The sequence below is a fragment of the Kouleothrix sp. 19917 genome, assembly GCF_057073505.1.
The window spans coordinates 5,959,922-5,980,628 of record NZ_CP097099.1; the positions used below are offsets into that span (position 1 = coordinate 5,959,922).

Sequence of the window (20,707 nt, forward strand, 5' to 3'; positions counted from 1 at the left end):
CCGTGGCTTGTGGCGCGAAGCCCTTGTGCTTGGCGCGACGCTGGCCTTGAGCGTGCTGCTGGTCGTTCTGGTCGTCTTTGCGCCCGCTTCCTTCCACAACTACGGCTACAACAACCCCGCCGGCCTGCGCAGCTACACGCAGGCGATTGCTGAGTATGTTGCAAACCTGCTCCAGGGCCAGCTTGCAACTACGCGCGGCAACGCGCAGGCGTGGCGGTTGCTGCTCGAAAGCGCCCGCCGCACGCTGGAGCTGCTTGGCGTCAGCCTGCTGGCCGCCATTCCGCTCGGCCTGGGCTGGGCCGGCCTGATCGCCTCGCCGCGCTGGCCACGCCTGCGCCCGGCACTGCTGGCGCTCAACACCCTGGTGCTCTCGCTGCCAGCCGTCGCCATTCTGCTGCTCTCGGCCGAAATGGTCGCAAACGTCACCTTCCGCACCGGCATTCAGCTCACCTACGTGCAGGGCTACGGCTTTGATCGCCACCTGATCCTGCCTGCCGGCACGCTGGCGCTGCGCGGGGCCGCCGCAATGGCCTATGCGCTCGCAATCGCCCAGGAAGATATTCTGCGCCAGGAATGGATTCGTGCGGCGCGCGCGCGTGGGCTGGGCGGTTTGCAGCTCTGGTGGCGGCATATCATGCCCGCCTTGCGCCTGCCCACGGTTGGCATTCTGCTTAGCATGCTGCGCCAGATGGTCAGCAGTATCATTATTGTGGAATATGTGTATGGCTGGAATGGGATGGGCCGCCGCATGCTCGATTACGACGTCAGCGCGATCAACCGCCCCGAAAACGCCGTCGCCCTCACCTCCGCGCTGATCCTGGTCACGCTCTTCGTTCTGGTCGATTCGCTTGGCCGCATCGCCCTGCGCTACGCCGACCCGCGCCTGCGCGAGCGGGAGAGCCAGCCATGATCGCAGGCCTGCGCCGGCGCGCGCGCATCATTCGTTTCACCCTGAATGGCCCGCTCATCGCTGGCGCGCTGCTGGCGCTATTGATTATTGCCGCGCTTGCCTGCGCGCCCCTGCTCACCAGCAGCGATCCCCTGCGCGTGCGCGTTTCGGGCGCATACGGCGACTCGATTAAATTCCCCGCGCCGCCCGGCACGCCCGGCTACCCGCTTGGCACCGACTCGCAGGGCCGCGATATGCTGGCGCGCTTGCTGTATGGCGGGCGCTATACCCTGATCATCTGCGCGATCACCGCGCTGGCGCGCATTCTGCTCGGCTCGGTGCTTGGGCTGCTGGCGGGCTGGTACCCGCGCGCGCGCTGGCTGCTGAACAGCCTGATCAGCGCGTGGTCGGCCATTCCGCCCTTGTTTCTCGCGCTGTTCATGCTCGAAATATTGCGCCTGGTCATTTTTAATCAGCCGCGCTTTGGCCCGAAAAACACCACGGTGCTCTTCACCGACGCGGTGATTTTCACCATTCTGATGAGCCTGACTGGCTGGCCCGAAATCGCGGTGCGCTGCCAGACAGCCACGCTCGGCCTGAGCCGCCAGCCTTTCGTCGAAGCCGCGCAGGTGATTGGCCTGCGTCGCAGCGCAATACTCTGGCGGCACATTCTGCCCAACCTGCGCGACATCCTGCTGCCCGAGGCGGCGGCCGCGCTGGCCGGGGCGCTCCTGCTTCTTGCCGAGCTTGGTTTCTTCCAGATTTTCATTGGTGGCGGCACCGAAGACCTGAACGGCAGCAAATACCTCGTGCCGCTCTACTCCGAGTGGGGCAGCATGGTTGCGCTCAGCCTGCGCCAGCGCAATAGTGGCTACTGGATCCTGCTTGAGCCGCTGCTGGCCTTCACCGTCTCGATCGTGGCATTCAACCTGCTGGCCGAAGGGCTGCGTCGCCGCAATAGGTAGCCAGGAATCAAACAGGGCGGGCTGTGCGCCCGCCCTGTCTTTCATTATGTAGTGTGGCAAAACGCATCCTGAGCAGGCCGCCGGCCGTATCGAAGGGTGCGCCGTTACAGAGTATCTACAAAGTAATCTGCCGCCCGCGAAAGCTGAACTGCAGGTTCGCCTTGTCGAGCACCGCCCACAGCACCGCCACCAGCAGCAGCCACATCAGCTGCACGCGCACGCGCAGCAGGAAATCAACTGCGTAGCGCGCCTGCGGCAACTTCGCGATCAGGTAGGTCAGGCCCTGCTGCGGCAGCGCCAGCAGCTGGGTCAGAATCGCACCAGGCTCGACCTGCGCCAGCAGCGCGCCAACCACTTGCCAGGCCACCAGCAGCGAAAGCGCAATAATCATCAGCGTCAGCGCGTACACTACGCCCACGAACCATGTTTTCGGGCGTGCGGGCACTGGCTGTGCCATGCGAGGCAGCACCGGCACAACCGGCGCTTCAAGCGCCGCCGCGGGGTTGGCCGCAATCGCCAGCAGCCGCGCAGTCAGCGCGGCCGGGGCCTCCCAGCTTATCTCGGCACGCAGCACCACATCAAGCGACTGGTGCTGGCGGCGGTAGCGCTCGCACTGCGCGCAGCCGTCGAGGTGGGCCTGCACCTGCGGATCTTCGGTCATTGGTTCAAGCGCCAGCGTTTCGCGAATTGTTACACACGAATTCATCACACACCTCCGCGCCCAAGCTGCATCGACAGGCGTGCAAACGGGCTCACGAAGCGCTGCGGCACACGCTCGGCTTTGGCGGGCTGAGCAACTGCCCGTGCTGCTGGTGCTGGCGGCTCCTCGGTGCTTAGCAGCGCAGCCAGGCGCTCCTTGCCGCGCCGGATATGGCTCTTCACCGTGTTCAGCGGCAAATCCATGATTTCGGCAATGTCGGTGTATTTCATGTCATCGAAATAATATAGCGTCAGCACCAGCCGGTGGTGCTCGTCGAGTTGCGCAAGCGCGCGGCGCACGTCGCTGCGCAGCTCCTGCGAATCAAGTGCCTGCGCCGGGTCAGCCCAGCGATCATCGTCGGCCACGCTGGCCATCGGGTCCTGGTCGTCGGCGTCGTCGCTCGGCGGCGCGATTGGCACCTGCCGGCCGCGCCGGCGCAGTTCATCGCGCCCCAGGTTCACTACCAGCCGGTACAGCCAGGTGGTAAACCGGCTTTCGCCTGTATACTGAGGCAAGGCGCGTACCAGGCGAATAAAGGCGTCCTGCGTCAGGTCGGCAGCGTCTTCCGGGTTCTTGAGCACGCTCATCGCAATACTGTAAACGTAATGCTGCTGGCCGATAATGAGCTGCGTAAGCGCCTCGGAATCGCCTGCCTGTGCGCGCTGGATTGTATCAGCAGATGGCTCAGCCACCGTTCAACTCCCTCATCAGGGCGGCGCGGGTTGCACGCCGGCACGTATGATATCTACCATACATACGATCAAGGTGCGCGCAATGTTGCAGCTTTATTGTAGGTCGTCGCGCAATTCCTGTCCACTTTGCGCAAGAAGCAGCAGGCAATGCTCGATCCGCAGTTTCGTTTTGCTCTCTACGAACGCTGATATTAATTACGAAACCATCACATTGCCGAAGAATCGCCCGCACATTATTGACCGATAGAAGCACAGCCCGTATAATCGATCAGCGCCTTCCGTCTCTGCGGAAGGGCACATTTTGCCACTATGCCAGGGGGTTTCATGCGAATCCTTGTGGTTGATGATAACCGCGATATTCTCGACCTTGTTCAGCGCGTCCTGATCACCTATGGCTATGATGTTGTGATCGCGCGCGATGGCATGGAAGCGCTCCAGCAGGAAACAACCAGCCAGCCCGATCTGGTTGTGCTCGATGTCAACCTGCCCATGCTCGATGGCTGGGAAGTGTGCCGCCGCATCAAGGCGCGCCGTGCCGTGCCCGTGCTTCTGCTGACAGTGCGCGCCGAGCGCGCCGACATCGAGCGCAGCCACGAGGCCGGCGCCGACGACCACTTGCCCAAGCCGTTCGATATCACCGAATTTCTCGGCCGCATCAAAAAGCTGCTTGCACAACCATCGCAGGCCCCATCTCCCTCTGCCTGATACGCGCTCACCTGCACCACAAACATACACAGCCGGCCGCCAGGCCGGCTACGGCGTTTTCTTGCAAAAGAAAACCGCCCACGTATGGGCGGCGCGATGTCGTTGCTTACGCTAACCAATTATGGTAAAGTTGTAATACCGGAACAGGGTTAGCGCACGCGCTCCGTTACATGCGCCATTTCCGGCAGGTAATTGTCGTCCCAACCCCTTCTTGTGATCGAATCTCGAACTCATCCATCAGCCGCTTGGCGCCGGGCAGGCCCATACCCATGCCGCGCGACGTGCTGTAGCCATCCTGCATCACAATATCGATATTCGCGATGCCAGGCCCCTGATCTTCGCAGACAATCTCAATCCCCCGCCGCCCGGTGCGCTCGATTTCGCGCACCGTCACCGTGCCGGTGCCAGCGTACAGGAAGATGTTACGAGCTAATTCGCTTACAGCAGTGGCAATGCGCGCCTGATCGATTGCGCCGAAGCCCATGTTTTTCGCGGTATCGCGAGCGAGGGTGCGGGCAATGACGATATCAAGGTCGCTGCGGATCACTGCCGCCTTACCTTGAGGCATCGCCGCTCTCCTCAATTTGCCGCTGCAAAGCCGCCAGGCCCTTCTCGAGGTTCAATGCTGTCAGAACTTGCGGAAGCTCAAGCCCAAGCTCCACCAGGGTAATCGCGACGGCAGGCTGCAAGCCAGTAATCACGACGCGCGTTCCCATCAGGCCCGCCATCGAAGCAATATCGCTAATCAAGCGCGCAATAAAGCTATCGACAACTTCAACCGCCGTCAGGTCGACGATCAGGCCGCGCGCACGTGTTTCAAAAATGCGCTGGAGCAGATCGTCTTTGAATTGCACCGCCGACGAGTCGTGCAGAGTCGTCTGGATCGATGCAATGAGGACTTCGCCGATTTTGAGAATTGGGATTCGGAGGCTTTCCAAACCCGACCTCCTGCCACGTTATGACGATATCAATAAAAACCGCGCCAAGACTCGTGTAGAAATCTTTCACGATTATATGCAGCGCCCGGTGCTTCGTCTATATAACGACAGTACTATTGCACTTATAGGTATAAGCGGGCGAGCACACGACTATGATTTTACGATCATAATATCGTGAAATTGATGCCACGGAGCGCGCTAAAATCCCTTCAGCAAGCGCTTCCTGGCGCAACAAAAACAGTATAGCATATGTCGATGTGCGGGATAATGGTATAATCGAAGCGGCAAAAGAACATTTTCGTTTACTTGCACTATTTGAAGCGCGCTACGATAGTCTATGGCACTTACCCGCGATTTCACCGCCACAACATTTGTCGTCGCCGACGACAAAACGCTCCTGCTGCTCCACCGTAAGCTTGGCAAATGGTTCCCTCCCGGCGGCCATATCGAGCCTGGCGAGTTGCCCGACGAGGCAGCGCTGCGCGAAGTGCGCGAAGAGTCTGGGTTCGATGTTGAGCTGCTCGACGCGGGGCGGCCCATCGGCACGATTCGCATGCTTCCGCAGCCTTTTTGCATCTTGCTCGAAGATATCAGCGCCGATCACCAGCACATTGATCTGATTTACTTCGCACGGGTGCGTGGGGGCTCGCTTGCGCCAGCCGAGCGCGAGGCTTCTGCTGCGCGCTGGTTCAGCTGGGACGACCTGGGCGCGCCCGATATTGCCGAAGATATTCGCGAGCTGGGGCGGCGGGCTATCGAGCGTTGCCGCTAAGCATACAGGGCGAAACCCAGTCTATGGACATACGATGCGCTGCGAAACAGAGGTGGGAAGACAGCCGGGAGAAGGGGTGAAAAAAGGCGCCGCAGAACACCCAGAGGAACTCACCGACCGTTGCTGCCTTTCGGCCCTGGCGGGGTTAAGCAAGTATCTGCCGTTCTTTGGCACCGCAGGGTATTATACTAAATTCGGCACATATGTCAATTTCCCAATTCGCGCTATACAAGGGTTTTTCCCTGTGGGGGGAAAGTTCCTTCATGTTTATTATTTGAATAAGAATTCCGTTGTTTTAGTAGGGCATGTGGATTCGTGGAAAACAGTTTTTCATGGCATATGAGCGCCTTCCGGACACTAGAAAAACATGTGGAGGGATTTGCACAAATTCCACGGGCACGGCGCTTCTCTGCACGCCTGCAGGGGTTGTTCACATGTTTCGCGCTCGTTCTCCCCATGAATTATCCACAAAGCGATCTACTTATCCACATAACATTGCCACTTATCCACATCTTTATGTTGAGCGTGGAAAATAAGGCCGGTATAAGAAAGAGCCGGTGCTTGCACAGCACCGGCTCTTTCTTGTAAGACGAAATCGGAGAAGGGCTACTTTTTATCTTTGCCGCCTTCATCTTCATCGACATCGAGCGTATTAATGAAATCGCGAAAAAGATTGAGTCCTTCGTCGGTGGTTTCTTTTTCGGGCTCCTCGGTTGGGGCCGGTTCTTCTTCAGCAGTTGCGTTTTCTTCTTCGTCGAGGGGAACGCCCGCCTGATCGAGAACGTGCTGCTCGACAAAGATTGGCACTTCGGTGCGCACCGCTAAGGCGATAGCATCGCTGGGGCGCGCATCGATTTCGAGAGTGTGACCGGCTTGTTCGATGATAATGCGAGCATAAAATGTACTATCGTGAATATCGTTCACAATAATATGGCTAATAGCCGCGCCCAGCTCGCCAAAAACCGTTTTGAGCAGATCGTGGGTCATTGGGCGCTGTGGCTCGTGGCCCTGCAGAGCAAGCGCGATAGCGTCGGCCTCGAATGCGCCGATCCAGATGGGAATATATTTCCGGCTATCAGCTTCGCGCAGAACTACTACACGATGTTGTGTCAGCAGGCTCACGCGGATACTGTCAACAGTTACACGAATCATGAAATCGGCCTTTCCGCGGGAAGCGCAGGTAACAGCCGGTGCGTCTCCCTAACTTTTGGGGGATGTAAGGCTGAACAACCGCATTGCACCCGTAATAGTAACACGCCCGGAAAGGGTACGTCAAGAATTATGTAGGCGTGCGGGCCATGTAATTAGCCCAAGCATAGCCCGCGATTACGTGTGCCATATGAATGATTGGTGCCGGAGATAGCGTATGTACATGCAATCGGGCACCGAGGGGTGTAGAGCGAATTTCGTGTATCAGTTGTAGTATCTGTGTCGTTATCTCCATGAAAATTGCTGAGTGAATACGCGATACGTTTGACAAAAGGGGCGCATCGTATTATCTTTGCCGCGGCAAGGAATATACCGTTCATATGGCGCGCGTGCTGACTTCTCAGCTTTATGTCAAGCGCTTTTGTGCCTACAGCATACATGGCCGCGATGCCAGCAGTATGCGGTGTGAGTGAGCGCAGGATATGGCTCAACCAGCGCGGGCGGTGCGGGTGCGGCGATCACGCTCCCAACGTCGCCCGACATCTGGCAAGCGTCCAGACCAACTTCCAAATATACGCGTATTCTCACAGACCGAGTGGTTCTGGAATGCGTGGATTATTCAGTGTGTTTCTGCAATAGCGCCGCGCGCCTCTTCATCGCGGCGGGCAGTTTCCGAAGCCCGGCTGACTCTTTCTGGCGATGCATCTTCCCCGCTTACAAAAACGCCGCGTTTGCCTTTGCGATCACGCCTGGCAGTGCGCCGCCCCAGCCTGGCATCGTTTCGGCTTGCCGCACATCTGGTTACAGCAAGTATTGTGGTGCTTGCCCTTCTAGTCGCCCAAATCGGCCCAGAGCTGGTGTATGGCCAGATCGCGGCGGTTTCGCGCGTACGCAGCGAGGCCAATAGTGATTTTTCGTTTCAGCGCACAGTTGGGCAGGAAGTTGAAGCGGCGTCTGCGGCCGAGCATTTGCCTGAAGCGCGGCAGTTCGATCCTGCTTTCGCGCCGGCCTATTCCGAAAGCCATGTGGTAGCTGAGGGTGAAACGCTTGCGCAGATCGCAGGGCAGTATCATATAAGTGTTGCAACTCTCTTCTGGGCCAACGATTTGGCCAGCGAGAATGTGTTCGCTGTTGGCCAGGAGCTGCGCATTCCGCGCATGGAAGGCGTACCATATACAGTGGCGGAAGGTGATACAGTCCAAACTATTGCCGAGCGTTTTCAGGTACGCCCGCAAGCGATAACACTATTCAAGGCGAATGGCCTCCAGTCGGATGAGTCGTTATTTGCCGGGCAGGAACTATTTGTTCCCAATGGCACCGAAGCGTATCCCGAAGATGTGCTTTCACGCCTGGGGGGCGAGACGGGTATTGGGCAGCTTCAGGCAGTTGCTGCTGGCACGGTACGCGAAAGCGAAACGAACCTGCGCGCTGGCCCCGGCCGCGGCTATGAAAAAATTGGTGTGCTCGACGCCGGCCGCCGCCTGAAGTTGCTTGCTCGCCACGATGTGTGGGTGAAGGTCGAAGACGGTTCGGGGCAGGCTGGCTGGGTGCGCTCCGACTTGCTTGGACTAAGTGCAGCCGCGCTGAACGGTGTGGCAGAAACAAATGATTTCCCGGCGCTCCCACCAGTATGGATCTGGCCAACGCAAGGTCGAATCACCTCGCCGTTTGGCTGGCGGCGCGCGCCATTCCGCAGCTTCCACGATGGCCTTGATATCGCGAATGCAGCATGGACCAAAATCTATGCGGCGCGCAGCGGCGAGGTATACCAAGCGGGATGGTGCAGCGGATTTGGCTACTGTGTCAAAATTGACCACGGCGGCGGTGTTGTAACGATTTACGGCCATTTAATCAAAAAGCCGCCGGTGAAGGTTGGCCAGGTAGTAGATGTTGGCGACCTGATCGGATATATGGGTAGCACGTTTGATCGCAGCGGTGGCGGGTATTCGACCGGTGTGCATTTGCATTTCACGGTCAAAGTAAATGGCAAAGCAGTCAACCCGATGCAATTCCTGCCATAACCGGCATCGTCATCTTACGAACAGATTGGAAATATAGTCAGCGCAGATGAATGTCGGCGCTGATTTTTATTGGCGTGATATTCACCACCATGCTACAATAGAGCCGCCGCCTCGTTGTATTTATAGTATTTTGAGTTGAGTTGCCAGTGTTTGCCCTAATACGCCTTCCTGACAGGCTCTGGCGACAAGTGCTGCGGCACTGTTTCACGTGAAACAGGAATGTTTGGTAAATGTTGTAATTATTTGCTGTGGATGTTTCACGTGAAACACGAGCAGCCGAGCATAAAAAGTTTACAGAGCAGCAGGTGCGGATGTGGCAAAAACTGAGAATCCAGTCGTTATAGCAGTTTCTAATCAGAAAGGCGGTGTGGGTAAAACCACGACGTCGGTGAATGTTGCGGGGATACTCGCGCAGGGCGGGCAGCGGGTTCTATTAGTCGACTGCGACCCGCAGGGAAATGCTACGACAAGTCTGGGCATTGCGAAGAGTGATTTGGAACATACGACGTATGAAGTTCTGATGGGCCTTGCGGAAGCACATGACGCTATTTTGAGCACTGGGCGTGAGCATTATGACATTTTGCCTGCTGGTGAGCACCTTGCTGGCGCGATGATTGAACTGACCAGCGCCGAGAAACGTGAGTGGCGGATGCTTTCGCTGGTTGAGCAACTTGCTGGTAAGTACGATTATGTGCTGATCGATTGCCCGCCATCGCTGGGCCTGCTTACGCTCAATGCCTTATGTGCCGCTGATTATGTGCTCATTCCCTTGCAGTGCGAATATCTGGCGCTTGAAGGGTTAGCGCAGCTCAAAGGGACAATTGACCGTGTGCAGCAGCAATTCAATTCGCGTCTTTCGATACTGGGCGTGGTGATGACGATGTATGATGGGCGAACGAACCTTGCACAGCAGGTCGTTGAAGAAGTTCGCCGATACTTTCCGCAGCGCATTTTCAATACACTCATCCCGCGCAGCGTGCGTGTCAGCGAGGCCCCAAGCTATGGCCAGCTTATCGCGGAGTACGACCCGCAGAGCCGTGCCGGGCTTGCCTATGCCCAGCTTGGCCAGGAAATGCTGCGACGGATTGGGAAGAAGGTGGCGGCATGAACAAGCGTGTACGTGGAGGAATGGGCCGCGGGCTGGATTCCCTGTTTACGCCGGCTGCGCCGAGCACGGGCGTTCGCGAAGTTGCGACCACCAGCATCCAGCAGAACCCGCGCCAGCCACGCACTTATTTCGACGAGCAGGCCCTGGAAGAGCTTGCATCTTCAATCCGCGAGCATGGCATCATCCAGCCCCTGATTGTCAGCAAGCGCGACGAAGATACGTTTGAGCTTATTGCCGGCGAGCGGCGCTGGCGGGCGGCGCAGCGCGCTGGCCTTGAGCGCGTGCCGGTGATTGTGCGCGAAACCACGCCCCAGCAACTTCTTGAGCTGGCCCTGATCGAAAATGTTCAGCGATCTGACCTGAACGCGCTTGAAGAAGCATATGCCTACCAGGCGCTGAAAGACGACTTTGGGTTGAGCGACGAAGCAATTGCGCAGCGCCTGGGCAAGCAAAGCCGCGAAGCAATTGCCAACACCCGCCGTCTGCTCCAGCTTGCGCCCGACGCACAGCAGGCACTGCTGAAAGGCACACTGAGCGCCGGACACGGCCGGGCTTTGCTGAAGCTGAAAGACGCCGGCCAGCAGGCGCGGGCGCTGCAGATGATTGTGGAAAACGAGCTGTCGGTGCGCGAAGTGGAGCGGCTGGGCGACCTGGTGAAAGCAAACGGCGACAATCTGGACCTCGCCCTGGCTGCGTTGCGCGAGCAGCGCACCACGAATAGCACGACGCGCAAAACAGCGCCAAAAGCGCCAACACAAGCAAGCCAACCGCGCGAACAATCACCGGAAGATCTGGATGTGAAGCGCGAAATGGAGCGCGTGCTGGGAACGCCGGTGCAGCTTGCGCGTACCGAGAAAGACCTGCGCATCACAATCGTTTTCCATACTGAAGAAAAACTTCAGGAATTCTTCGACATGCTCCGTTCAGCATCCTAGTGCGTTATTAAGAAAGTAATGCGGAAATCAGGGAAGAGTTTCTGCATTGTAATCACGGAAACCCTATCCCCATGCCCTAAACCCTGCGCTGAAAGCGCACTAAGCATAATCTTCGAGTGATCATACGGGCGGCTATTTTGCTTTAGAATACTGCACCTGTATAATCTGAGGCTGCTTTGCCCGAAAGCACACAGCGCTTGTGATGCGTAGAAAGCTCTTGTATGATCTTTGCGTTTGGCAACCCGGTCTACGACTATATAAAGACACCTGCTATTACGACCGGCGAGCGCGTGCTTTCCGGTTGCTCTACCAATGGATGCCTGGCGCTGGCGCGCCTGGGGCATCGCACCACGTTGGTGGGCCGCATCGGCGCGGATTATGCCGAACGCTTCCAGGCTGATATGGCGCGCTACCAAATTGCTGAACAGGCTGAGCTCTGCGAGCAGACCGGCGGCTTTGGGCTGATCTACGATGCCATGGGTAATCGTACGCTGGATGTGCTTGGGGTGGCCGCACCGATTGAAAATGTACCGCCCACTGTGGCAGCGGCACAGGCCGTGATTATTGGCCCAATTTTGCAGGAAACGTCGTTCGAACTGATCGAGCGTGTGCGCGCTGCCACGCCTGCGCCGCTGCTTCTCGACCCGCAGGGATTGCTGCGACGCATCGGCCCGAACGGTCGCATCGAACATTTCTTCCCACCCGAGCTGGCGCAGATTGCCCCACTATTTCATGTCATCAAGGCGAACGAGCTTGAAACCGAAGTGATTACTGGGGTGAACCCGCGCGAAGATGGCCCGGAAGCCGCCCGCCGCCTGAAGGCGCTTGGCTGCACGATTGCGATTGTCACGCTGGCCGAAGCTGGCTCGCTGATCGACGACGGCTCGCAGCTGCTTTGCATCCCTGCCTACGCCACCGACGCGCGCGACCCAACCGGCGCTGGCGATACCTACATGGCGGGCTTTCTTCATGCCTATTTGAGCGATCCTGCGGATCTCTACCGGGCTGGCTGCTACGGCTCGGCAACATCGTCGATCTGGATCGAGTATACTGGCCCCGATGCGCCGATCTCGCTTGCCGATGTTGAGCGGCGGGCAGCGACGTTGCTTGCTCTGTAACGGAGGGAGTATGAAACCAACGCTCACACGCTTTCGGAAGGGGTATGAGCAGTTTACCATCCCGCTTGGCGTCTTGTGTACACGCGCTGGAATTACTGCCGACATGCTCACGCTGCTGAGCCTGTGCCTCGGCGGCGCGGCGGCGTTTGCGATCTCGCGGCGCGCATTCTTGCTGGGCGTGGCGCTGATCCTGCTGATGACCGCCGCCGACGTGCTCGATGGCGCGACCGCCCGCGCTGGCGGGACATCCAGCCCGGCGGGCATGCTCTTCGACCATGTGGTGGATCGCTATGCCGAGTTCTTTATTCTGCTGGGAATCATGCTGAGCGGGGCGGCCACCCCGGGCTGGGCGATGTTTGCACTGTTTGGCATGGTGATGGCCAGCTATGTGCGGGCGCGCGCCGAAGCCAGCGGCAAAGTCGCGTCGTGCGATGTGGGCTTTGCCGGCCGGCCCGAAAAGATCACTATGCTGTGCATCGGCCTGTTTTTGCAGCCGTTTTTCCCGCAGCTTCGGCTGCTGCAATGGGCCGTCATTGCGGTTGGCGTGTTTTCGCATATTACGGCGGTGCAGCGGCTACTGTACGCGCGGCGGGTTATTCTGGGCGACCAGGGGCGGCCACGCTTTCGCAAGGGGCAGGGCGTGATATAGTGCGCGCGAACGCGCAGGGGATGGGGTGTGGGGAATAGGGGTTGAGGATTGAGAAGCGCAACGAGGCTTTCTCTGCCCTGCAACATCATTTGGAATTGCACTGGCGGCGGCTTAGCAAGTTGAATCGAGCGCACTGGCGTGTGGATGCCAGTGCGCTTTTTTTGCGCGCAGTAACCTGGGTATCAGCGGCGGGGCATGGGGCTGGCAGGTGCTGCGAGTAATGGGAAAACGTTTGGAACATGCATGGTTTATTTGACATAATAATTAGAATGGGCTTTTTACGACCGTGAGTCGGACGCGGAGACGTGACAATCGGCGGCGCATGGTACGTTTATTATCATGGGTTCGGCTGTGTACTGATCGGGCCTCATCACAAAATTGTATACTTCAACGGGGCGCATTGTGATACCATTTCTGGGCAGTCTTTTTTCCAGCATACGCTTCGATTGCTGGCGCCCGTTCTGTGGCATCGATACGCAAAGTCCCACTAATAAGGAATGCCGTTGTGACCCAACAGGACCACACGCGCCTTGCTAATATTGCGCGTCTGCGACCATATATCGCCCCCGAATTCTACCGCCAGCTCCACGAAACCGGCGACCTCCCCGGCGAGCAGATCGCTGCCGAGGTGGCGCGGCTGCGCGGCGAGCTGAGCGCGGTCGCAACATATATTCCTTCGGCGCTGGTGCGCGAGCAGCTGGCCGCGCCGGCACCGGGCCGCGTGCGCGGAACCTACTGGCATGGCTCGGTGCTGTTTGCCGACCTGTCGGGGTTTACGGCGCTTTCGGGCACGCTGAGCGCGCTTGGCAAACAAGGCGCGGAAGAAGTGTCGGCAATCATCAATGCCTTGTTTGGCGCGCTGGTAGACGAAGTGCATCGCTACCGGGGCGGGCTGCTGAAGTTTGGCGGCGATGCGCTGACGGCCTTTTTCGACGCGGCGGTGCTGGAAGAAGATCACGCCCGGCTGGCGAGCCGCGCCGCGCTGGCGATGCAAGCGCGCATGCAGGAGTTTGGCGCACTGCAAACGCGCGCAGGCACCTTCCAGCTGCGGCTGCGCATTGGCGTACACAGCGGGCATGTGTTTGCCGCCGAGGTTGGCGATTCCGAGCATATCGAGCTGGTGGTGACCGGGCGGAACATCAACCAGGTGGCGCTGGCGCAGGAAATTGCCGAGCCGGGCGAAGTGGTGATCTCGCGGCAAACGCGCGCGCTGGTGCCCGATGCCGTGGTCGAGCCCCGCCAATCGAACTTTTCGTTGCTGCGCTCGATGGCGCGGATCGACCCGCCGCCGCCGTTTAGCCGCTGGGGGCGCGGGCTTGGCCGCAGCGACATGCGCGAGCTGATGACGCTGGCCAGTCAGCTCGATGCCTTGCGGCCCTACCTGCCGCGCAACCTCCCTCGGCGCTTTCTCGAACCCGATGATCAGCAGGCCGCCGGCGAGTTCCGGCCGGTGACAGTGCTGTTCGCGCATTTTTACCCCTTCACCAGCGTGCTGGATATGGTCGGCGACGACTGCGACACGGCGGTGGACGTGCTGAACGCCTACTACCGGCGCGCCCAGGAAGTTGTGCACCGCTACGGCGGCATTATCAACAAAGTCGACATGTACACCTATGGCGACAAGCTGATGGCCTTGTTTGGCGCGCCGATGGCGAATGAAGACGACCCGCTGCGGGCGGTGCGGGCGGCATTCGAGCTGAACGATGTGGTTGCCGAAACCAACGCCGAGGTGTTTGCTCTGCTAAATCCCAAGGTTGGCCGGCTGCTGCAAGTGGACCCGCAGCTGTTTAAGCAGCGCATTGGCATCAACACGGGCGTGGTGTTTGCCGGCAAGGTTGGATCCGAGCAGCGCCACGAATACACCGTGATGGGACAGCATGTCAACCTTGCGGCACGCCTGATGTCAACCGCGGAAGAGCGCGCGATTATTGTTTCGCCCTCGACGCGGCGGGCGGTTGAGCGCCATATTGAAGTGCAGGCGCTTGCGCCGGTGCTGCTCAAGGGCGTGACTGAACCCGTGCCGATTGGGCGGGCGCTGCGCGCCTATGGCGTTTCGCAGGGCCAGCAGCGCAGCCTGGCGCGCCCCGAGCTGGTTGGGCGCGACGCCGAAGTGGGCCAGATCATTGCGCAGGCCCGGCGCGCATTTAATGAGCAGCAGGGCGGCGTAGTGGCGCTGGCGGGCGAGGCCGGCGCGGGCAAAACGCGCCTGATCGAAGCGGCGCTGCAGCAGATGGTGCTGCAATCGGGTGTGAACGAGGGGCTGGCGGCGTTTTTTCCGTATAGCGTCGAAGCGCAGAGCTACGACCAGAACAACGCCTACGCGCTGGTGCGCGAGCTGCTGGTGCAATTCTTCAACCTGAACCTGGCGCAAGCGCCCAGCCAGCTCTTTGCCATGGTCGAGCGGCGCGTGCGCGAGCTTGCGCCCGACCTGCTGCGCTTTGCGCCGCTGCTGGGCGACCTGCTTGGCGCGGCGTTTGACGACACCCCGCTCACGGCGGCACTGACCCCACAGCAGCGCTACGAGCGCACACTCGATCTCTTCGAAGCGATGCTGCTGGCCGAGGCGCGCGCCCACCCAATCGCGCTGATCGCCGACGACCTGCACTGGGCCGACGCCTCGTCGCGCGAGCTGCTGGCGCGCCTGGCCGGGCGGGTGGCGCAGGCACCGCTGCTGCTGATCCTGGGCTATCGGCTCGACCCGCCCATTCCTGAGCCGTGGAGTGCGCAGCCGAACTGCCTGCGGCTGGAGCTGCACGAACTTTCGGCTGAAAGCTGCGCCCAATTGCTGCGCGAGCTGCTGCGTGGCGAGCCGCCGCCCGATCTGGCTAACCTGCTTGACAAAACGCAGGGCAACCCATTCTTTATTGAAGAAGTCGTGCGCGGGCTGGTGGAAAGCGGCGCGCTTGTGCGGGTTGGCGAGGAATGGCGGCTCACGCGCCCGCTTGACGACACCAGCGTGCCCGATAGTGTCGAAGGCGTGATCACCGCGCGGCTCGACCGGCTCGACGACCGCAACCGCGATGTGCTGCAAACCGCCGCCGTGGTTGGGCGGCGTTTTCCGTTTGCAGTGCTTTCGGGTGTCGTGCAGCGCAGCCAGGAACTGCCCACCCGCCTGCAAACCCTTACCGACAGCGACCTGATCACCAACGAAGAGGCTGAGCGCGAGCTGGCCTACCTGTTCCGCCACGCGCTCACCCGCGATGTCGCCTACGAGGCGATTCTGTATGCGCGCCGCCGCGACCTGCACCGGCGCGTGGCGCAGCGCATCGAGGCGGTGCACGCCGAGCGGCTGGACGACCACCTGGCGCTGCTGGCGCGGCACTACCTGCTGGCGGAAGAATGGCCGGCTGCGTTTGCGTACCACCTGCGGGCGGGGCGGCGTGCCCAGGCGCGCTACGCCAACCGCGAAGCAATTGCGCTGCTGGAGCGCGCCCTGCAGATTGCCGAAAAGCTCGACCCCGCCACCGTGCCCGACGCACAGCGCGTGGAGCTGAATGAGCGCCTGGGTGTGGTGCATATGCTGATCGGCGAGTACGACGCCGCGCTTGATCGCTATGCACTCGCGCTCGAACGCCTGCAGCAGCTCCCTGACGCCACAATCGACGAGCTGGTGCGGCTGCACCACCATATTGCGCGCGTGCATGGCCTGCGCGCCAACTTCGAAGTGGCGCTGGAATGGGTCGAGCGGGCGCTTACGCTGGCGGGTGGCGTGCCGAGCCTGGAGCTGGCGCGCTGCCTCGACCTGGGCGCAGGGCTGCACCAGCGCCAGGGCCGCAACGCCAAAGCAATCGAGTGGGGCGAGCAATCGCTGGCGATGGCCGAGCAACTGAGCAGCGCGCGCCTGCAGGCGGCGGCGCTGAAACGCCTGGGCGGCACATACCGTAACTTAGGCGAGAACAATCGCGCGCTTGAGCTGCTTGAACGATGCCTCGAACTTTATACACTTGCGAACGACCTCGGCGGTTTGGGCGATGCGCATAACGACACTGCCAATGCCTTTTACCAGCTTGGCAGGCTGGCCGAATCGCGCCGCCACTATGAAGCGGGGGCCAGCATCAAAGAAGCGATTGGCGATATTTACGGCCAGGCAATGATTGCCAACAACCTGGGCGATGTCCTCAAGCTGCAGAATGATATTGATGAAGCGATTGCGCAGTATCAGCGCAGCCTCGAAATTTTCGAGAAGCTTGGCTCGCTGTACGCAACTGGCGTGCTGCATATGAACCTGGGCGCGGCCTACCTGCTGCGCGGCGACATGCAGTCGGCAGAAATGCGCCTGCAGCGCAGCGCGACATTGTTCAATCAGGCCGGGGCCGAAGATTTCCTGCCCGAGCTTGAGCGCTATATGGCCGCGCTGCACCTGCAACGCGGCGAACTGCCCAAAGCGCGGCTGAGCTGTGAACTTTCGCTTGAAACGGCCTTGCGCCTGGAAGCGCGCGCCGAAGAAGGCATGACCCGCCGGCTGATGGCGCATATCCTGGTGCTGGATGGAGATCCAGCCACGGCCTGGGAAGAACTTCAGCACAGCCTGCGCATTCTGCGCGAGGCGACTGGCCCGCACGAAATTGCGCGCACGCTGGTAGCCATTGCTGACCTGGCACCCACGCTTGCGCGGCACGAAGAAGGCAGGGCGGCAATTGCCGAAGCACTACCGGCGCTTCGCGATGTCGGCGCACAGCGCGACTTGAACGAAGCACTGGCGGTTGCGCGCCGCTACAACTATGAGGAGGCACAATGAAGCTCGATCCGCGTTCAATATTATCCCGGCCCATCGTGCTTTTGCTGCTGGCGGCGCTGGCAATTTCCAGCGCGCTGCCTGGAAACCTGCAACATCAGCTGGCGCGCGCGCAGGGCACCGCCCAGACCTGCACTGATTTCACCAAAGAATGTGAATCGAATAACACCATCGAACAAGCAACGATGGTGTTTTTGGATCCGCAAACCCTGACGCGCACCCTCACCGGCACGATCGACTCGGTGAACGACCAGCAGGCCCAGCGCGGCGACTGGTATAAGTTTATTGCCAAAAAAGGCGGCGCGTCGGTTTCGATTGCGCTGAATAACCTGCCCGCCGATTATGATATTGCGCTGCTGAACGACCCAATGGCCTCTACGCTGACCGTCAGCGATGGCCTGGAGCTCGATAATATTGCCGATCTTGGGCAGATCAACTCGCTTGGGCAGATCAACTCGCTTGGGCAGATCAACTCGCTTGGGCAGATCAACTCGCTCGGGCAGATCAACTCGCTTGGGCAGATCAACTCGCTCGGGCAGATCAACTCGCTTTCGACCAACCCAGGCACACAGAGCGAGACGATTGACGCATTTCTGCCGCGCGCGGGCACCTACTACCTTTTCGTGTACAGCCCTGGTGGCGCGTACAGCGACTCGCCCTACCAGCTGAGCGTCAAGCTTACCGAGGGCAGCCTGGCCGAACCGACCGTGCGCGCCATCCCCGTCACGAACTTCTCGGGCCAAACCGGCCCCGATACCGGCGTGCGAACGCTGTACATCTATAACAGCAAGGCAATAGCTGATCGGTACCCGGCCGCTTCAGGCGAAACCGCTGTGATTAGCGCTTTGGAAGCGATTCTCGCTAATCCCAGCAGCCAACTGATGTTGGTTAGCGGCGGCAAGGTGATCGACCTGGGGGGTAATAGCCGCTTTGGCGTGCTGAATCAGACAGGCGACACAGCACTGTTGAATAACATTCAAGCCTTGTACGACCAATGGGATGGCGACTCGGGCCAGCCGCTGCTGGCAAATGAGCTTGCGCGCCAGATCCAGTTTGTGATCAACCGCGCGCTCGACAGCTACTACCCCGCCGTTGAAAATATTGTGCTGATCGGCGGCGATAACCTCATCCCCTTCTTCCGCATACCCGACGAAACCAAGATCGCAAATGAGTCGGAATACTTCACCCAGCTCAACAATCTTGGCGTCCTCAACAAGAATACGGGCGCGGCGAAAACCTACCTGGGCGGCAGCACCTTCTACCGCACCATCCTGACTGACAACTACTATGGCGATCGCTTTCCAACCGCATGGCGCGGGCGTGGCCTGTACCTGCCCGAGCTGGGCATTGGTCGCCTGGTCGAAACGCCAACCGACATCTGGCGCTACCTGCAAGCTTACGAAGCGTATACAGCTGGCGGCGACCCGTATGTGATCGACGCGGCCAAGCTGCCGGGCGGAAATTCGCCTCAGAATCACGCGGGTGCCGCATTTGTGACCGGCTATGACTTCGTGAAGGACGAAGCATCGAACATCGCTAATTTGTATAAGCAGTATGGTTTTTCGCCCAACGGCACGCTGAGCAGCACGCTCACGCTCGATACTCTGATTAGCGACGGCTGGACGCAGAATAACCTGACGAACACCTGGTTCACGGGCCAGCTGCCGCAGCTCACCACGCCCTACAGCACGGTGAACACCTTCTACCACCTGATGTCGATCAATGGGCATTTCGATCATCATCAGGCCATCCCGGCCAATGGCACAGGTGGCTTCTCGGCCCAACGCCTCTACCAGCCGACGGTGGCGAACGGCCTGGAGCGAAACGCCTATTTCATCGACCCGAGTGGCGATACCAGCAATGCGCCATCGACTTCGCTGGCCTACTCGATTGGCTGCCATTCGGGCCTGACGGTGATCAACGGCGACATTGCGACCAGCGCGCCCGCCTACCAGTACGACTTCCCGAGCGCCGTGCTGAAGCAGGGTGGCAACTGGATTGGCAACACCGGCTTTGGCTATGGCGACAGCGACCTGGTGGCATACAGCGAAAAGCTGGCAGTGCTGTTTACCAAAGCAATTGGGCGCAAAATCACGAATGTCGATAACACGTATGAAGGCGCGCCGCTCGGCGAGTCGCTGGCGCGGGCCAAGCGCGAATACCTGCGCCAGGCCGGCCCGGGCAGCTTTGGTGTGTATGATGAAAAGGCGCTGCTGGAAATGACGTTGTACGGCCTGCCGTTCATTCGCGTCTTCGTGCCGAACGCGACGCCGGCACCATACATTGATGGCTCTAACCAAACGTTCGACCCGCCGCCGCAGCCGGTCGACCCGCAGGCGCTGGCGTCGCTCAACTCGGCGCACCCGACCTTTACGCGCATCATCACACTGACCGATGTGGTGTATGGCGAGCAGGTGCTGGGCGGTGATCGGGTGCCCACGGTAAACAGCGCCGCTATTTCCGACAGCTTCCGCAACGGCGAGCAGATCGCGCCAACGATCGACTCGCTCATCGCGGCGGGCAAGCCGGTGGTGCCGCTGCTGAGCTACGATATCACGCTGAACGAAACTGAGAAGAACTCAAACAGCGCCGACACACGCATCCCGCAACCACGCGGTGTGCGCCTGCTCAGCGCGACCATGCTGCCCGAGCAAAACGGCTTCAATCCGCACATCACGACGATCACCACCGACACAACCTTCCCGCAGCAGCAGGACGACCCGAACCTGAACGCGCGCGGGCGCTGGCTGCCTGAGCAGCCCTTCACCTACCAGCGCAGCGCGCAGAATGGCACGTTTACCGACCGGCTGCTGATCACGCCGGCGCAGTTCTGGGGCAACAATACGCGCACGGGCAAGCTGCGCCGCTTCTCGCAAATGGTGTTTGAAGTGAGCTACCTCGACCCGCAGAGCGCAACGCCCGAGACGCTTGACGACACAACCCCGCCGGAGATTAGCGATGTGTCGATTCAGCTGCCGTCGGCGGGTGTGTTCCGCATTGCCAGCGCGGGCAAGGTGACGATCACTGCAAACGTGAACGACTCGTCTGGCTCGCTGGATGTCGATGCAGCGTATAGCAGCGACGGCGTACAGTGGACGCACGTGCCGCTGCAGCCAAACGGCACCGGCACGTTCACCACGCAGCTGGATGCGCCAACTGGTGGCAAGAATATTTCTGTCATCGTGAGCGCAACCGACGAGTCGGGCAATGTGGCGACCTACACAGCGAAAGGCTCGTTGCTGGCCTATGGCTACATCTACCTGCCCGTGACGCGGCGTTAGGCGCACGCCGCTATTCACACCTCTGGCGAAGCTCGGGAGCGGCGATGCTG

At 60.0% G+C, this 20,707-nt stretch carries 16 protein-coding genes and 1 other RNA gene; 11 read left to right on the forward strand and 6 right to left on the reverse strand.

Going from position 1 to position 20,707, the window contains the following annotated elements; all coding sequences use genetic code 11:
• Nucleotides 1–7 precede the first annotated feature (7 nt).
• Both M1P90_RS24030 and M1P90_RS24035 read left to right on the forward strand, forming a co-directional pair.
• A complete protein-coding gene (locus M1P90_RS24030; protein WP_483698034.1) occupies nucleotides 8–910 on the forward strand; it encodes an ABC transporter permease subunit in 903 nt (300 codons plus the stop codon).
• On the forward strand, nucleotides 907–1,854 hold the full coding sequence (locus M1P90_RS24035; protein ID WP_483698035.1) for an ABC transporter permease: 948 nt from the start codon (nucleotides 907–909) through the stop codon (nucleotides 1,852–1,854). Before M1P90_RS24030 ends, M1P90_RS24035 begins: the two co-directional genes overlap by 4 nt.
• Nucleotides 1,855–1,969: 115 nt before the next feature.
• Here M1P90_RS24035 and M1P90_RS24040 read toward each other — a convergent pair whose 3' ends face one another.
• Nucleotides 1,970–2,560 carry a hypothetical protein gene (locus M1P90_RS24040; protein WP_483698036.1) on the reverse strand — a complete coding sequence of 197 codons (591 nt, stop codon included), beginning with the start codon at nucleotides 2,558–2,560 and terminating at the stop codon, nucleotides 1,970–1,972.
• Nucleotides 2,560–3,246 carry an RNA polymerase sigma factor gene (locus tag M1P90_RS24045; protein ID WP_483698038.1) on the reverse strand — a complete coding sequence of 229 codons (687 nt, stop codon included), beginning with the start codon at nucleotides 3,244–3,246 and terminating at the stop codon, nucleotides 2,560–2,562. Before M1P90_RS24045 ends, M1P90_RS24040 begins: the two co-directional genes overlap by 1 nt.
• 324 nt (nucleotides 3,247–3,570) lie before the next feature.
• Here M1P90_RS24045 and M1P90_RS24050 point away from each other — a divergent pair, with 324 nt between their 5' ends.
• Nucleotides 3,571–3,951: a response regulator transcription factor gene (locus M1P90_RS24050; RefSeq protein WP_483698040.1), complete on the forward strand. Its 381-nt coding sequence runs from the start codon at nucleotides 3,571–3,573 to the stop codon at nucleotides 3,949–3,951.
• Between the two features lie 166 nt (nucleotides 3,952–4,117).
• Here M1P90_RS24050 and M1P90_RS24055 read toward each other — a convergent pair whose 3' ends face one another.
• Entirely contained in the window at nucleotides 4,118–4,519 is a 402-nt protein-coding gene (locus M1P90_RS24055; RefSeq protein WP_483698041.1) for an anti-sigma regulatory factor, read from the reverse strand.
• Entirely contained in the window at nucleotides 4,506–4,889 is a 384-nt protein-coding gene (locus M1P90_RS24060) for an STAS domain-containing protein (RefSeq protein WP_483698043.1), read from the reverse strand. The genes M1P90_RS24055 and M1P90_RS24060 overlap by 14 nt, the downstream gene beginning before the upstream one ends.
• A gap of 337 nt (nucleotides 4,890–5,226) precedes the next feature.
• Between M1P90_RS24060 and M1P90_RS24065 the strand changes: the two genes are divergently transcribed.
• The gene (locus tag M1P90_RS24065; protein WP_483698045.1) at nucleotides 5,227–5,661 is read left to right on the forward strand and encodes an NUDIX hydrolase; all 435 of its coding nucleotides are present in this window, start codon (nucleotides 5,227–5,229) and stop codon (nucleotides 5,659–5,661) included.
• Between the two features lie 80 nt (nucleotides 5,662–5,741).
• Here M1P90_RS24065 and ffs read toward each other — a convergent pair.
• An RNA gene (ffs, locus tag M1P90_RS24070) (signal recognition particle sRNA small type) lies at nucleotides 5,742–5,838 on the reverse strand.
• 429 nt (nucleotides 5,839–6,267) lie between these two features.
• Nucleotides 6,268–6,813, reverse strand: a complete 546-nt coding sequence (locus tag M1P90_RS24075) for a bifunctional nuclease family protein (protein ID WP_483698047.1) — start codon at nucleotides 6,811–6,813, stop codon at nucleotides 6,268–6,270.
• Nucleotides 6,814–7,625: 812 nt separating this feature from the next.
• On the opposite strand from M1P90_RS24075, the gene M1P90_RS24080 reads away from it, so the two are divergent.
• From M1P90_RS24080 to M1P90_RS24110, 7 genes are all read left to right on the forward strand, one after another.
• The gene (locus M1P90_RS24080) at nucleotides 7,626–8,831 is read left to right on the forward strand and encodes a peptidoglycan DD-metalloendopeptidase family protein (protein ID WP_483698048.1); all 1,206 of its coding nucleotides are present in this window, start codon (nucleotides 7,626–7,628) and stop codon (nucleotides 8,829–8,831) included.
• Between the two features lie 313 nt (nucleotides 8,832–9,144).
• Nucleotides 9,145–9,939 (forward strand): ParA family protein, encoded by a 795-nt coding sequence (locus M1P90_RS24085; protein ID WP_483698049.1) that lies wholly within the window; start codon nucleotides 9,145–9,147, stop codon nucleotides 9,937–9,939.
• A complete protein-coding gene (locus tag M1P90_RS24090) occupies nucleotides 9,936–10,874 on the forward strand; it encodes a ParB/RepB/Spo0J family partition protein (protein WP_483698050.1) in 939 nt (312 codons plus the stop codon). The genes M1P90_RS24085 and M1P90_RS24090 overlap by 4 nt, the downstream gene beginning before the upstream one ends.
• A gap of 221 nt (nucleotides 10,875–11,095) precedes the next feature.
• Nucleotides 11,096–11,992, forward strand: a complete 897-nt coding sequence (locus M1P90_RS24095) for a PfkB family carbohydrate kinase (RefSeq protein ID WP_483698052.1) — start codon at nucleotides 11,096–11,098, stop codon at nucleotides 11,990–11,992.
• 10 nt (nucleotides 11,993–12,002) lie between these two features.
• Nucleotides 12,003–12,641, forward strand: a complete 639-nt coding sequence (locus M1P90_RS24100) for a CDP-alcohol phosphatidyltransferase family protein (protein ID WP_483698054.1) — start codon at nucleotides 12,003–12,005, stop codon at nucleotides 12,639–12,641.
• A 505-nt stretch (nucleotides 12,642–13,146) separates the two neighbouring features.
• Entirely contained in the window at nucleotides 13,147–17,379 is a 4,233-nt protein-coding gene (locus tag M1P90_RS24105; protein ID WP_483698055.1) for a tetratricopeptide repeat protein, read from the forward strand.
• Nucleotides 17,376–20,657: a hypothetical protein gene (locus tag M1P90_RS24110; protein ID WP_483698057.1), complete on the forward strand. Its 3,282-nt coding sequence runs from the start codon at nucleotides 17,376–17,378 to the stop codon at nucleotides 20,655–20,657. The genes M1P90_RS24105 and M1P90_RS24110 overlap by 4 nt, the downstream gene beginning before the upstream one ends.
• Nucleotides 20,658–20,707: the final 50 nt, after the last annotated feature.